The sequence below is a fragment of the Pseudomonas sp. LY-1 genome (assembly GCF_053502595.1).
The window spans coordinates 3716648-3731089 of sequence record NZ_CP094353.1 but is presented as its reverse complement, the minus strand read 5'-3'; the positions used below and the strand labels follow the sequence as shown (position 1 = coordinate 3731089).

General features: G+C 62.4%; 11 protein-coding genes. 9 read left to right on the top strand and 2 right to left on the bottom strand.

Features of this window, described 5'->3' with window-relative positions; genetic code table 11:
- Positions 1 to 112: 112 nt before the first annotated feature.
- The 6 genes from MOQ67_RS16980 (at position 113) to MOQ67_RS16955 (ending at position 7947) form a co-directional block, all read left to right on the top strand.
- Positions 113 to 1546: a serralysin family metalloprotease gene (locus MOQ67_RS16980; RefSeq protein ID WP_046484167.1), complete on the top strand. Its 1434-nt coding sequence runs from the start codon at positions 113 to 115 to the stop codon at positions 1544 to 1546.
- A 48-nt stretch (positions 1547 to 1594) separates the two neighbouring features.
- A complete protein-coding gene (locus MOQ67_RS16975; protein ID WP_017845713.1) occupies positions 1595 to 1963 on the top strand; it encodes an AprI/Inh family metalloprotease inhibitor in 369 nt (122 codons plus the stop codon).
- Between the two features lie 104 nt (positions 1964 to 2067).
- Positions 2068 to 3819, top strand: a complete 1752-nt coding sequence (locus MOQ67_RS16970; RefSeq protein WP_448675529.1) for a type I secretion system permease/ATPase — start codon at positions 2068 to 2070, stop codon at positions 3817 to 3819.
- Positions 3816 to 5117 carry an HlyD family type I secretion periplasmic adaptor subunit gene (locus tag MOQ67_RS16965; protein ID WP_198717908.1) on the top strand — a complete coding sequence of 434 codons (1302 nt, stop codon included), beginning with the start codon at positions 3816 to 3818 and terminating at the stop codon, positions 5115 to 5117. Before MOQ67_RS16970 ends, MOQ67_RS16965 begins: the two co-directional genes overlap by 4 nt.
- Before the next feature lie 2 nt (positions 5118 to 5119).
- Entirely contained in the window at positions 5120 to 6463 is a 1344-nt protein-coding gene (locus tag MOQ67_RS16960) for a TolC family outer membrane protein (protein WP_017845716.1), read from the top strand.
- Between the two features lie 59 nt (positions 6464 to 6522).
- Entirely contained in the window at positions 6523 to 7947 is a 1425-nt protein-coding gene (locus MOQ67_RS16955) for a polyurethane esterase (RefSeq protein ID WP_046383350.1), read from the top strand.
- Positions 7948 to 8022: 75 nt separating this feature from the next.
- On the opposite strand, the gene MOQ67_RS16950 is transcribed toward MOQ67_RS16955, so the two are convergent.
- Positions 8023 to 8247: a YgdI/YgdR family lipoprotein gene (locus MOQ67_RS16950; RefSeq protein ID WP_017845718.1), complete on the bottom strand. Its 225-nt coding sequence runs from the start codon at positions 8245 to 8247 to the stop codon at positions 8023 to 8025.
- Between the two features lie 187 nt (positions 8248 to 8434).
- On the opposite strand from MOQ67_RS16950, the gene MOQ67_RS16945 reads away from it, so the two are divergent.
- The 3 genes from MOQ67_RS16945 (at position 8435) to MOQ67_RS16935 (ending at position 13493) form a co-directional block, all read left to right on the top strand.
- Positions 8435 to 10081, top strand: coding sequence for a VRR-NUC domain-containing protein (locus tag MOQ67_RS16945; RefSeq protein WP_126587199.1), 1647 nt, complete (start codon positions 8435 to 8437; stop codon positions 10079 to 10081).
- Positions 10078 to 12363 (top strand): ATP-dependent DNA helicase, encoded by a 2286-nt coding sequence (locus MOQ67_RS16940; RefSeq protein ID WP_198717907.1) that lies wholly within the window; start codon positions 10078 to 10080, stop codon positions 12361 to 12363. Before MOQ67_RS16945 ends, MOQ67_RS16940 begins: the two co-directional genes overlap by 4 nt.
- A 209-nt stretch (positions 12364 to 12572) precedes the next feature.
- Positions 12573 to 13493 (top strand): AraC family transcriptional regulator, encoded by a 921-nt coding sequence (locus MOQ67_RS16935; protein ID WP_198717906.1) that lies wholly within the window; start codon positions 12573 to 12575, stop codon positions 13491 to 13493.
- Here the strand turns inward: MOQ67_RS16935 and MOQ67_RS16930 are convergent.
- Complete coding sequence (locus MOQ67_RS16930; RefSeq protein ID WP_017845722.1) at positions 13490 to 14440, bottom strand: alpha-E domain-containing protein; 951 nt, start codon at positions 14438 to 14440, stop codon at positions 13490 to 13492. The genes MOQ67_RS16935 and MOQ67_RS16930 overlap by 4 nt on opposite strands.
- Positions 14441 to 14442: the final 2 nt, after the last annotated feature.

Genomic DNA, 14442 nt, shown 5'->3' with positions numbered 1-14442 from the left:
AAGTTGTGTCAGTTTCGTGACGCCTTCAAAAGAGGCGAGTGATAGGACGATCTCGCCAGCGGGGTTCCTATCGACCCAAGACTGATGCACTTGCACACAAGGAAGTACGTTTATGTCAAAAGTAAAAGACCAGGCTATTGTGTCTGCCGCGCAAGCCAGCACTGCGTATACGCAAATCGATAGTTTCAGCCATCTGTACGACCGTGGCGGCAACCTCACGATCAATGGCAAACCCTCCTATTCCGTTGACCAGGCCGCCACCCAGCTGCTGCGCGACGGCGCCGCGTACCGGGACGTCGACGGCAACGGCAAGATCGACCTGACCTACACCTTCCTGACCTCGGCCTCCTCGAGCACGCTGAACAAGCATGGCATCTCGGGCTTCAGCCAGTTCAACAGCCAGCAGAAAGCCCAGGCCGCGCTGGCCATGCAATCCTGGTCGGATGTCGCCAACGTTGCCTTCACCGAGAAGGCTCGCGGCGGCGATGGGCATATGACCTTCGGCAACTACAGCGGCGGCCAGGACGGCGCGGCGGCCTTCGCCTACCTGCCCGGCACCGGCGCGGGCTACGACGGCACCTCGTGGTACCTGACCAACAGCAGCTACACACCCAACAAGACCCCGGACCTGAACAACTACGGTCGGCAGACCCTGACCCACGAGATCGGTCATACCCTGGGCCTGGCTCACCCCGGCGACTACAACGCCGGGAATGGCAACCCGACCTACAACGACGCGACCTATGGACAGGACACGCGCGGCTACAGCCTCATGAGTTACTGGAGCGAGAGCAACACCAACCAGAACTTCAGCAAGGGCGGGGTCGAGGCCTATGCCTCCGGGCCGTTGATCGACGATATCGCGGCGATCCAGAAGCTTTACGGCGCGAACTACGCCACCCGCGCTGGCGACACCACCTACGGCTTCAACTCCAACACCGGGCGTGATTTCCTCAGCGCCACCGCCAACGCCGACAAGCTGGTATTTTCGGTCTGGGACGGCGGCGGCAACGACACCCTGGATTTCTCCGGTTTTACCCAGAACCAGAAGATCAACCTCAATGAGACCTCGTTCTCCGACGTTGGCGGCCTGGTGGGCAATGTGTCCATCGCCAAGGGCGTCACCGTGGAAAACGCCTTCGGCGGCGCGGGCAACGATCTGATCATCGGCAACAATGCCGTCAACCTGATCAAGGGCGGGGCCGGCAACGACCTCATCTACGGCGCTGGCGGTGCGGACCAACTGTGGGGCGGCGCCGGCAACGACACATTTGTGTTCGGTGCCAGTTCCGATTCCAGGCCAGGTGCGGCGGACAAGATCTTTGACTTCACCAGCGGTGCCGACAAGATTGACCTGAGCGGCATCACCAAAGGTGCGGGCCTGAGCTTCGTCAACGCGTTCACCGGGCATGCCGGCGACGCGGTATTGAGCTATGCCTCGGGCACCCACCTAGGTACCTTGGCCGTGGACTTCTCCGGGCACGGCGTGGCGGATTTCCTCGTCACCACCGTGGGCCAGGCAGCGGTCAGCGACATCGTGGCCTGATGCACCGGCGCGGCGTTGTGGCGCCGCGCTTCCAGGAGGGGCATACACATGCCGCGTTTTGTGCATTTGATCGCCTGTGTCCTACAGGTGTTGTTCGTGTCGGCAGGAGCCCACGCAATGGCTAGCAGTCTCGTTTTACCCACCACCGCGCAGTTGGCCGGACATTGGCAACTGCACCGACAGGATCAGGTCTGTGCCCTGGATTTGCTGGAGCAAGCCACCGCGGTGGGGGGCGATGTGGCCTGCGTCGAGCAATGGCTGGGAGACAAACCCCTGACATGGTCGCCGACGCCGGACGGGATCTGGTTGATGAATGCCGAAGGTTCCGGGATTACCCACTTGAATCGTCAGCGCGACGGCGAATACCAGGCGCGCACGCCATCTGGCGATATCGTGACATTGCAACGAATACCTTAGTTTCCAGTTATAACGCTATAACTCGAATTTAATAGTTGGCCGCCGCTTATTCAGGGGCTGGGGCAACTATTGCCGGTCATTGGGTTCAAGGAAGATCAAACACCATGGCGAAGTCCCCTGTTGTTGCGCCTTTATTCAAGGCGCTGGGTGAATATAAAAGTATTTTGATCAGTGTTGGCTGTTTCACTGCATTAATTAACCTGCTGATGCTGGTGCCGTCCATTTATATGCTGCAAGTGTATGACCGCGTGCTGTCCTCCCAGAATGAAACCACTCTGGTGATGTTGACGCTGATGGTCGTCGGTTTCTTCGCCTTTATCGGCAGCCTGGAAGTCATCCGCAGTTTTATCGTGATCCGCATCGGCAGCCAGTTGGAACGGCGCTTCAACTTGCGCGTGTATAAAGCCGCCTTCGAACGCAACCTGCAACGCGGCCAGGGGCATGCCGGACAGTCCCTGGCAGATTTGACCCATCTCCGCCAGTTCATCACCGGGCCGGCGCTGTTCGCGTTTTTTGATGCGCCGTGGTTTCCGATCTATCTGTTGGTGATTTTCCTGTTCAACGTGTGGCTGGGCGTGCTGGCCACGGCGGGGGCCTTGCTGCTGATCGGCCTGGCCTGCCTCAATGAATACCTGACCAACAAGCCCCTGGCTGAGGCTGGCGGTTACTCCCAGCAATCCAGCCAACTGGCCACCAGCCATTTGCACAACGCCGAAACCATCCAGGCCATGGGCATGCTCGGCGCATTGCGCCAGCGCTGGTTTGCCGTGCATTCGCAGTTCCTGGGCTTGCAGAACGCGGCCAGCGACACCGGCTCGGTGATCACCGCGCTGAGCAAATCCCTGCGCCTGTGCCTGCAATCGTTGGTGCTCGGCCTGGGCGCATTCTTGGTGATCAAGGGCGAGATGACCGCCGGGATGATGATCGCCGGTTCGATCCTGATGGGGCGGGTGCTCAGCCCGATCGATCAGTTGATTGCCGTGTGGAAGCAGTGGAGTTCGGCCAAGCTGGCTTATCAGCGGCTTGACCAACTGCTGCGCGAATTTGCGCCGGACGTCGAGCCGATGGCCTTGCCCGCCCCCAAGGGTCAGGTGAGTTTCGAGCAGGTCAGCGCCGGCCCGCCGGGTCGACGCTTGGCGACGCTGCATCAGGTCAGCTTCCACCTGGGCGCTGGCGAGGTGCTGGGGGGGCTGGGCGCGTCGGGGTCCGGCAAGTCAACGCTGGCGCGGGTGCTGGTGGGCGTATGGCCAACCCTGGCCGGCACCGTGCGCCTGGATGGCGCGGATATCCATCGCTGGGACCGTGACGATCTTGGCCCGCACATCGGTTACCTGCCCCAGGACATCGAGCTGTTCAGCGGCAGCATCGCCGACAATATTGCGCGCTTTCGCGATGCCGACCCGGCGCAGGTGGTCCAGGCGGCGCAACAGGCCGGCGTGCATGAATTGATTCTGCGCCTGCCGCAAGGCTACGACACCGTGTTGGGCGACAACGGTGGCGGCCTGTCGGGCGGCCAGAAGCAACGGGTGGCCCTGGCGCGTGCGCTGTATGGCGGGCCGCGGCTGGTCGTGCTGGACGAACCCAACTCCAACCTCGACACCGTCGGTGAAGCCGCGCTGGCCAGCGCCATCGTGCAACTGAAGGCCCAGGGCAGCAGCGTGATTCTCGTCACCCACCGCTCTTCGGCCCTGGCCCAGGCCGATAAGTTGCTGGTGCTCAACGAAGGCCACCTGCAAGCGTTTGGGCCGAGCCAGGACGTGCTGCGCGCGTTGTCCGGCCAGCAGGCGGCGACGCAGGAAAAAACCGGCGTCAGTTTCAGTCGTCAGTATCAAACCGCAAGGAATCCAGGCGCATGAGCATGCTCACTGTGGAACAATGCGACGCCGCTTTTTTCGTGCGTCTGGGCTGGTGGCTAACGGTGGTCGGCGCCGGTGGGTTTTTCCTCTGGGCCAGCCTGGCGCCGTTGGACCAGGGCATTCCGGTGCAGGGCACCGTGGTGGTCTCGGGCAAGCGCAAGGCCGTGCAGACCTTCAGCCCCGGCGTGGTCAGCCGCATCCTGGTGCGCGAAGGTGAGACGGTCAAACAGGGCCAGCCGCTGTTTCGTCTCGACCAGACCCAGAACCAGGCCGATGTGCAATCGCTGCAAGCGCAGTACCGCCTGGCCTGGGCCAGTGTGGCGCGCTGGCAGAGCGAGCGCGACAATCGCGCGGCCATCGTGTTTCCCGCCGAACTCAGCACCGCCCCGGACCCCGCGCTGGCCTTGGTGCTCGAAGGCCAGCGCCAACTGTTCAGCAGCCGCCGCGAAGCCTTTGCCCGTGAACAGGCGGGGATTCGCGCGAATATCGACGGCGCCACGGCTCAGCTCAATGGCATGCGCCGCGCACGCAGCGACCTGAGCGCCCAGGCTCAATCCCTGCGCGATCAACTGAGCAATCTGCAGCCCCTGGCCGACAATGGCTACATCCCGCGCAACCGCTTGATGGAGTACCAGCGCCAGTTGTCCCAGGTGCAACAGGACCTGGCGCAGAACACCGGCGAAAGCGGCCGAGTGGAGCAGGGCATCCTCGAATCGCGGCTCAAACTGCAGCAGCACAGCGACGAATACCAGAAGGAAGTGCGCAGCCAACTGGCCGACGCGCAACTGCGCAGCCTGACCCTGGAGCAGCAACTCATGTCCGCCGGGTTCGACCTGCAACACAGCGAAATCAACGCGCCGGCCGATGGCATTGCGGTCAACCTCGGCGTCCACACCGAAGGCGCGGTGGTGCGTGCCGGGGAGACCTTGCTGGAGATCGTGCCACAGGGCACGCGGCTGGAAGTCGAGGGGCATTTGCCGGTCCACCTGGTGGACAAGGTCGGCACCCACCTGCCGGTCGATATCCTGTTCACCGCGTTCAACCAGAGTCGTACCCCGCGTGTGCCGGGGCAGGTCAGCCTGATTTCTGCCGACCAACTGCTCGACGAAAAGACCGGCGCGCCGTACTACGTGCTGCGCACCAGCGTCAGCGAGGCCGCGCTGGAAACACTCCACGGCCTGGTGATCAAGCCGGGCATGCCCGCCGAGATGTTCGTGCGTACCGGCGAGCGCTCGTTGCTCAATTACCTGTTCAAGCCGCTGCTCGACCGCGCCGGCTCTGCGTTGACCGAGGAATGAACATGAAACCGCTGTTCATTGCCGTGCTGTTGAGCTGTGCGCCTGCCCAGGCCGCCATGGGCCCGTTCGATGTGTACGAGCAGGCTCTGCGCAACGATCCGGTGTTCCTCGGCGCGCTCAAGGAACGCGACGCTGGCCTGGAAAACCGCACCATCGGCCGCGCCGGGTTGCTGCCGCGGCTGTCCTACAACTACAACAAGGGGCGCAATAATTCCGAAGCGCACCTGCCTGACGGGCGTGGCGGCAGCTATCGCGACGCGCGCAATTACAACAGCTACGGCTCGACCTTCAGCCTGCAGCAGCCGCTGTTCGACTACGAAGCCTATGCCAACTACCGCAAGGGTGTGGCCCAGGCGCTGTTTGCCGATGAAAGTTTTCGCGACAAGAGCCAGGCGCTGTTGGTGCGGGTGTTGAGCTATTACACCCAAGCGTTGTTCGCCCAAGACCAGATCGAGATCGCCCGCGCCAAGAAAAACGCCTTCGAGCAGCAGTTTCAGCAGAACCAGCACCTGTTCCAGCAGGGCGAGGGCACGCGCACCGACATCCTTGAAGCTGAATCGCGCTATGAGCTGGCCACCGCCGAAGAAATCCAGGCGCTGGATGAACAGGACGCCTCGTTAAGAGCGTTGGGCGCGCTGATCGGCGTGCAGAGCGTCAACATCCACGACCTCGCGCCGCTCAATCAGCGCTTCGCCGCCTTCAGCCTGACGCCGGCCAACTACGACACCTGGCACGCGCTGGCGATCAGCAACAACCCGACGCTGGCCTCGCAACGTCAGGCCCTGGAAGTGGCGCGTTATGAAGTGGAGCGCAACCGTGCCGGGCACCTGCCGAAGATCACCGCGTATGCCAGTTCGCGCCAGCAGGAATCCGACAGCGGCAACACCTACAACCAGCGCTACGACACCAACACCATCGGCGTCGAAGTCAGCCTGCCGTTGTATGCCGGTGGCGCTGTCTCCGCCTCCACGCGCCAGGCCAGCCGCGCCATGGAGCAGGCCGAATACGAGCTGGAAGGCAAGACCCGCGAAACCCTGATCGAACTGCGTCGCCAGTTCAGCGCCTGCCTGTCGGGCGTGAGCAAGCTGCGCGCCTACCAGAAAGCCCTGACCTCGGCCGAGGCGCTGGTGGTGTCGACCCGGCAAAGCATCCTCGGCGGCGAGCGGGTCAACCTCGATGCGCTCAACGCCGAGCAGCAGCTCTACAGCACCCGGCGCGATCTGGCCCAGGCGCGTTACGACTACCTGATGGCCTGGACCAAATTGCACTACTACGCCGGCAACCTGCGCGATACCGACCTGGCGCAAGTCGATGAGGCCTTTGGGCCGGTGGGCAAGCAGCCGTAGCAGCACCTGGGACGTCATTGCGCTTTCTCGACAACTCCAACAACAGAGAGGCACTACCGATGGGAATCTTTGATTATAAAAACCTTGGCACCGAGGGTTCCAAGGCGCTGTTCGCCGATGCAATGGCGATCACGCTGTATACCTACCACAACCTGGATAACGGCTTTGCGGTGGGCTATCAGCACCACGGCTTGGGCGTTGGCCTGCCGGCGACGCTGGTCGGTGCATTGCTCGGTGGTGCCGACTCCCAAGGCGTGATTCCCGGTATCCCGTGGAATCCCGATTCGGAAAAGGCCGCCCTGGAAGCACTGCAACACGCCGGATGGACGCCGCTCAGCGCGAGCACCCTGGGTTACGCCGGCAAGGTCGACGCCCGGGGCACGTTTTTCGGTGAAAAGGCTGGCTACACCACCGCGCAGGCCGAAGTGCTGGGCAAGTACGATGACGCCGGCCGCCTGCTCGAAATCGGCATCGGCTTTCGCGGCACGTCGGGGCCGCGGGAAAGCCTGATCAGCGATTCCATCGGTGATCTGCTCAGCGATCTGCTCGCCGCCCTGGGCCCCAGGGATTACGCGAAGAACTACGCCGGCGAAGCCTTCGGCGGTTTGCTCAAGGCGGTTGCCGAGTATGCCGGTGCCCATGGCCTGAGCGGTTCCGACGTGCTGGTCAGCGGCCACAGCCTCGGCGGGCTGGCGGTCAACAGCCTGGCGGAGTTGAGCGACCAGCGATGGTCGGGGTTCTACAAGGACGCCAACTATGTGGCCTACGCGTCGCCGACCCAGAGCGCCGGCGACAAGGTGTTGAACATCGGCTATGAAAACGACCCGGTATTCCGGGCGCTGGACGGTTCATCCTTCAACCTGTCGTCCCTGGGCGTGCATGACAAACCCCATGAGTCGACCACCGACAACATCGTCAGCTTCAACGATCACTACGCCTCGACGCTGTGGAACGTGCTGCCGTTTTCCATTGCCAACCTGCCGACCTGGGTGTCGCATTTGCCCAGCGGCTATGGCGACGGCATGACCCGCGTGCTCGAATCCGGGTTCTACGACCAGATGAGCCGGGACTCGACGGTGATCGTCGCCAACCTGTCCGACCCGGCGCGGGCTACCACCTGGGTGCAGGACCTCAACCGCAATGCCGAGCCGCACAAGGGCAACACCTTCATCATCGGCAGTGACGGTAATGACCTGATCCAGGGCGGCAAGGGCGCGGACTTCATCGAAGGCGGCAAGGGCAACGACACCCTTCGCGACAACAGTGGCCATAACACCTTTCTGTTCAGCGGGCCGTTTGGCCAGGATCGGGTGATCGGCTATCAATCGAGCGACAAACTGGTGTTCACGGATGTGCAGGGCAGCCTGGATTATCGCGAGCACGCCAAGGCGGTGGGCGGCGATACGGTGATCAGTTTTGGCGCGGATTCGGTGACGTTGGTGGGGGTGAGCAACTGGTCGGGGGAGGGCGTCGTGATCGGTTGAAACCGCGTTGGCACGCGGTTCAAACGGTGGGAGCAAGCGGGCTCCCACATGTTTGATGAAGGATGCCGGGAGGGATCAGTCTTCCTTGCGAACCGTGGCCACATCATCGGCCCTGACGCGGATGCGCTTGCCGGCGATGTCGGTGAATTCATAGAAGCCGTCGGCGGTCTTGGTCTTCGGCGTGTCTTTGGTTAAATACTGCGTGCCGTTCTGCAATGTCACTACGGTTTGCGTCGCGCAACCGGCCAATACCAGAAAAGTGAGTGCAACCAGTGGCAGACCCAAATTCTTCATGTTCATAACCCTTACCTTAACCCTGAAAAGTCCCGCGGCCTGAGGCTGCGGGCCATAAATGTTACGCCATCAATTCCCCTATCTGATCACTTTTACGCAAAAAGTTGCGTGCGCCATTTATCTATTACCGATTGCAACAACGCGTCAGCGGCGGCACTCTGTATGCATAACCAGTATTCGATCGCTGCGGACCATGCCCGAACCCCTCGAAAATCCCCTGTATTACCTGCATAACTTCCGTCAGGTACTGGATTGGCTGGCACAACGCTATGCCGATCTGCTCGATGCTGAAGAAGCGCATTTCATTCAGCAATTCGACAGGTTGCCGCAGGCGTCCCAGGCATTACTGGTACGTCTGGTGATGCGCAAGGGCGTGCATTTTCGAGCGGGCAAGCTCAATTACCCGGAGATCGGCTGCGCTCATGCGGCAGCGCGTCCGCTGAAGGCTTTGGGTTGGGTGGATGATCAGTGCCTGCTGGGCTTTGACGAACTGTTCGGGTTGCTGCAAAAGGGCGAGTTGCTGGGCGCGTTCCAGCCGTGGATCGAGCAGCCCAAGGGCAAAAAGGCCGATTGGCTCGAGCAACTGGCGCCGCAGTTCGATGAGCGTCGCTGCTTTGCCCACTGGTGCCCCGAGCTGGATGACGTGCTCTACAGCGTCACCGTGATGGACTTGTGTGATCGCTTGCGCTTGATGTTCTTCGGCAACCTGCATCAGGACTGGTCCGAGTTCGTGCTGGCGGATCTGGGCATCTACACCTACGAAAAAGTCGAGTTTTGCGCACAGTCCCGTGGTTTGCGCAGCCGCGATGACGTGCTGGGGTTTCTGTTCCTGCATCAGTGCCAGCAAGCCTTTGAGTCCGCGCAGGCGCTGGACAGCGTGCTGGCGCAGATCGCTACGTTGCAGACCGACAACCCCTGGCTGGAAAAACGCCGGGCCAAGCTGTTGTTCCAGGTCGGCCAGTCTTGCGAGCGCAGTGCCGAGTTGGCGTTGGCCGAGCAGATCTACCGGGCCTGTGCTTATCCCGGCGCGCGCGCACGCTTGATTCGCGTGCTGGAGCGCCAGGAAGACTACGCCCAGGCCATGGCCCTGGCATGTGCCGCCCACGAGGCCCCGGAAAGCCCCGCCGAGCAGCAACACCTGCTGCGAGTGTTGCCGCGCCTGCGGCGCAAGCTGGGCGCGCCAGCCGTGCCCAAGGCCAAGCCTCGGGACGTCACGCGCCTGGACCTGGCGCTCCCGCCGCCGCCGCCCTCGATGGCGGTGGAGTATTGCGTGCAGGCGCATCTGAGCGAGCCCGATGCGCCGGTGTACTACGTCGAAAACGGCCTGATCAATTCGCTGTTCGGCCTGCTGTGCTGGGAGGCGATCTTCGCGCCGCTGCCGGGGGCATTTTTCCACCCGTTCCAGCGCGGACCGGCGGATTTGCACAGCGAAGACTTCCATCAGCGCCGTGCGTCACTGTTTGCCGCCTGTCTCGAGCAACTGCAGGATGACCGCTACAAACACACCATCCGCCAACGGTACGTGGACAAGTGGGGCATCCAGTCACCCTTTGTCTTCTGGAACCTGCTCAGTGAAGAACTATTGGAGCAGGCCTTGGCATGCTTGCCCGCCGAACACTTGCGTTGCTGGTTCGAGCGGCTGCTGCTGGATATTCGCGCCAACCGCGCGGGTATGCCGGACCTGATCCAGTTCTGGCCCGCGCAGAAAACCTACCGCATGATCGAAGTCAAAGGCCCCGGCGATCGCCTGCAAGACAACCAACTGCGCTGGCTGGAGTTCTGTGGCGAGTACCAGATGCCGGTCACCGTCTGCTATGTGCGCTGGGCGCAGTCCGCTTGAGCTACACCGTGGCGGTGCGCGCACTGTGTGAGTTCACGGCCAAGGTCGGCGACCTCGACCTGCGTTTTACCCCGTCGCCCAGCGCCCAGGAAGGCATCGCCGGCCATCGCACGGTCGCCTCGCGGCGCAGCGCGCACTACCAGAACGAAGTGGCCCTGGAGGGCGAGTACGAGGAACTCAAGGTGCGGGGCAGGGCGGACGGCTACGACCCGGACAGCAACCGCCTCGAAGAGGTGAAGACCTATCGCGGCGACCTCGACGCGCAGCCCGCCAACCATCGGCAATTGCATTGGGCCCAGGTCAAGGTCTACGGCTGGTTGATGTGCCAGAAGCTCGGGCTTGCGCATATCGATTTGGCGCTGGTGTATTTCGATATCGTCGGCGAGGGCGAAACCTTGCTGAACCAGCGCTTTGCGGCCGCCGATCTGCAACGCTTCTTCAACCGGCAATGCGCGTTGTTTCTCGGTTGGGCCCGCCAGGAGATGCAGCACCGCGACGCCCGCAACCGCGCCGCACAGGCCCTGGCGTTCCCCCACAGCGCCTTTCGCCCCGGCCAGCGCAACCTCGCAGAGTCGGTGTACAAAGCCGTCAGCACCGGCCGCTGCCTGATGGCCCAGGCGCCCACCGGCATCGGCAAAACCGTCGGCACGATCTTCCCCATGCTCAAGGCCTTGGCGCCCCAGCAACTGGACAAGGTGTTGTTCCTCACCGCCAAGACCCCTGGCCGCAAGCTGGCCCTCGACGCCGCGCAAGTGCTTTATGCCAGCAGTCCCGAACTGCCGCTGCGCGTGCTGGAGCTGGTGGCGCGGGACAAGGCCTGCGAACACCTGGACAAGGCCTGCCACGGCGAATCCTGCCCGCTGGCCAAGGGTTTCTACGACCGTTTGCCCGCCGCGCGTATCGCGGCCGCCAAGGTGCGCCTGCTCGACCAACGCAACTTGCGCGAGGTCGCCCTGGAGCACGGCCTCTGTCCGTATTACCTGAGCCAGGAAATGGCGCGCTGGAGCGACCTGGTGGTCGCCGACTACAACTACTATTTCGACTTCGGCGCGCTGTTGTTCGGGCTGGCCCAACTCAACCAGTGGCGCGTCGCGGTGCTGGTGGACGAAGCACATAACCTGGTGGAGCGCGCACGTTCGATGTACAGCGCCAGTCTTGATCAGTACACCCTCAAGACCGTGCGCGATACGGCGCCGGAGCCGTTGAAGAAACCCTTGCAGCGCTTGAATCGTGAGTGGAACGCGTTGCACAAGGACCAACTCGCGCCGTATCAGGCCTACGCGGCCAGACCCGACAAAATGCTCCAGGCCCTGAGCCTTTGCGCCAGCGCCATGGGCGACTATCTCAACGACCACCCCGAAGCACTCAACGGCGATCTGCAGGCGTTCTATTTTGAGGCACTGCAATTTGCCAAGGTCGCCGAGCTGTTCAACGAACATTTCATCTTTGATATCAGCCTGCGTCAGTGGCGCGGCAAGCGCAGCAGTTCCACCTTGTGCCTGCGCAATGTGGTGCCCGCCGAATTCATCCGCCCGCGATTGACGGCGGCGCGCAGCAGCGTGTTGTTTTCCGCCACACTCAGCCCGCGCCATTACTACGCCGACCTGCTGGGCCTGCCGGCGGACACTGCCTGGGTCGATGTGGAATCACCGTTCAATGCCGCGCAGTTGCGGGTGCGGATTGTCGATGAGGTCTCCACCCGGTTCGTGCATCGCCAGGCCTCGCTGGAACCCATCGTTGAATTGATCGCCGAGCAGTTCGCTCACCAACCGGGTAATTACCTGGCGTTCTTCAGCAGTTTCGATTATCTGCAACAAGTGGCGCTGTTACTCGCCGAGCGACACCCGCACATCGCACTGTGGCAGCAGTCTCGCGGCATGGCCGAAGCCGAGCGCCGGGCGTTTCTCGAACAGTTCACCGAACACAGCCAGGGCGTCGGTTTTGCGGTGCTGGGCGGCGCGTTTGGCGAAGGCATCGACCTGCCCGGTGCGCGCTTGATCGGCGCGTTCATCGCGACCCTGGGGCTGCCGCAACTGAACCCGATCAACGAACAGATGAAGCAGCGCATGGGCGTGATCTTCGGCTCCGGCTACGACTACACCTACTTGTACCCGGGCATTCAGAAAGTCGTGCAGGCAGCGGGGCGGGTGATCCGCAGCCAGCAGGACCAAGGCGTGGTGATGTTGATCGATGACCGGTTCGGCGAAGGGCGGGTGCGGCAGCTGTTGCCTCGGTGGTGGGCGATAGCGACTAAAACGGCTTCCAGGCCAATGCCTGAATAACCACCGGTGACGATGGCAGTCATACCGTGCAAATCTTTACCCGCCAACGCTTGCATAGCGGTTGTCGTGCCGTCGAATCCGCTCTCGATAGGGCGTTGTTTATTGATCATAGGGAGTTCTCCAGGGGGAGCCGTTATGTTCTCCCCTGGATGCCGGACGCGAAACGCCATAAAGTCCGTATTTCTGTCGCGATCGTCCGGAGTTTTTTTATGGATACCCTGTCTGACGTGGTGGCGCTGTTAAAGAGTCATCGTTCCTATTTCGCCGGTCTCAAGGCTGGCGGTGATTGGGCCCTGGATTTTCCACCGCCGGAGGGCATCAAGTTCAATGCCGTGGTGGAGGGAAAGTGTTGGCTGGAAGTCGAGGGCATGCCCGTACCGATGCCCTTGAGCGAGGGCGATTGCTTTTTGTTGACGCAGAACCGTCCCTGGAGGTTGTCCAGCAACCTTGCACTGGAGGGCGTTGACGCGCGCGTGGTGTACCGTGACGCCGTGGGGGGGATCGCTCGCCTGGGTGAGACTGTGGATCTGTTCCTGATAGGCGGGCGCTTTAGCTACGGTGACGACGCCCGTCTATTGCTGGAGGGGTTGCCGCCGGTGGTGCGTATCAGTGCGAGGTCCGAGCAGGCCAGCGTGTTGCGCTGGTGTCTGGATCGCCTGGCTCGGGAATATGCCAGCCCGATGCAAGGCGCGGCGTTGATGACCGAGCATCTGGCGCAAATGATGTTGGTGCAGATCCTGCGCCTCTATCAGTCATCCATGGGCGCCACTACCACCGGTTGGTTGGCGGCGTTGAACGATCCGCGGTTGGCGCCGGTACTGCAGCAAATACACGCCGCACCGGCACGCCGCTGTACCTTGAGCGACATGGCCGGTGTCGCGAGCCAATCCCGGTCGACCTTTGCCCTGCACTTCAAGCAGCGGGTCGGAATGGCGCCCCAGGAGTATCTGACGCGCTGGCGCATGCACCTGGCGTTACAGGCCTTGAACACGTCTGCCAGGAGTGTTTCCTGTATCGGCCAGTCACTCGGGTATCAGTCGGACAGCGCGTTCAGCAGTGCCTTCAAGCGCCTGATGAACTGCTCCCCGCGGGAATACCGCGAGCGAAAGCACGCGCCCCTCGGTGTCTAAACCACCTCCAGGTACGAGCGGTGAATCGCCCGCGCCAATTCGCGTACCGTGTCGATGAATTCCGTCAGGCGGCTGTGCAAGCCTGCTTCGAGGATTTCATCGATCCCGGTATAGCGCAGCCGCGCTTCGAACTCGGCGGCCAAGCGCTGTGCGGTGCGCCCATAACTGCCTGGCAAGTCCGCCAGAATGTGGCTCAGTTCCTCGATACAGGCATGCAACGAACGCGGCACATCACTGCGCAACAGCAGCAACTCCGAGACCGAGCGTGCATTCAGCGCATTCGGATACAGCTCCGTGTACGCCTCGAATGACGACAGGGCGCGGAGCAGGGCGCTCCACTGGTAATAACCGCGCGCCGACAAGTCGCTGACTTCCTCCGATTCCTCGCCGAACATCTCGTAGCGCGCATCCAGCAGGCGCAAGGTGTTGTCGGCGCGCTCGACGAAGGTGCCCAGGCGAATGAACCGGTAGGCGTCATTGCGCATGATGGTGCCGGACGTCGCCCCGCGAAACAGGTGCGAACGCTGTTTGACCCAATCGCAGAAGTGGCTGATGCCATGGCGCGCCAGCCCGCCGGCGGCGATGCTGCGCATTTCCAGCCAGGTGGCGTTGAGGTTTTCCCACATGTCGGCGGTGATGCGCCCGCGCACGGCATGGGCGTTGCCCCGCGCGGCGCGCAGGCAGTTGTAGATGCTGGCCGGGTTTTCTTCGTCGAGGGCGAAGAAGTGCAGCATGCGCTCGGCATCCAGTTGGCCGTGGCGCTCCAGGTAGCTGTCCAGGGTGCCGCTGCTGAGCAGCGACATCGCCAGTTCGTCCAGGCCATCGCTGCGCCCGGCCTGGGGCATCAGTGACAACGAATAACTGACCTCGAGCATGCGCGCCAGGTTCTCGGCACGCTCCAGGTAACGGGACATCCAGTACAGGTCTGCGGCGGTTCTACTCAACATAC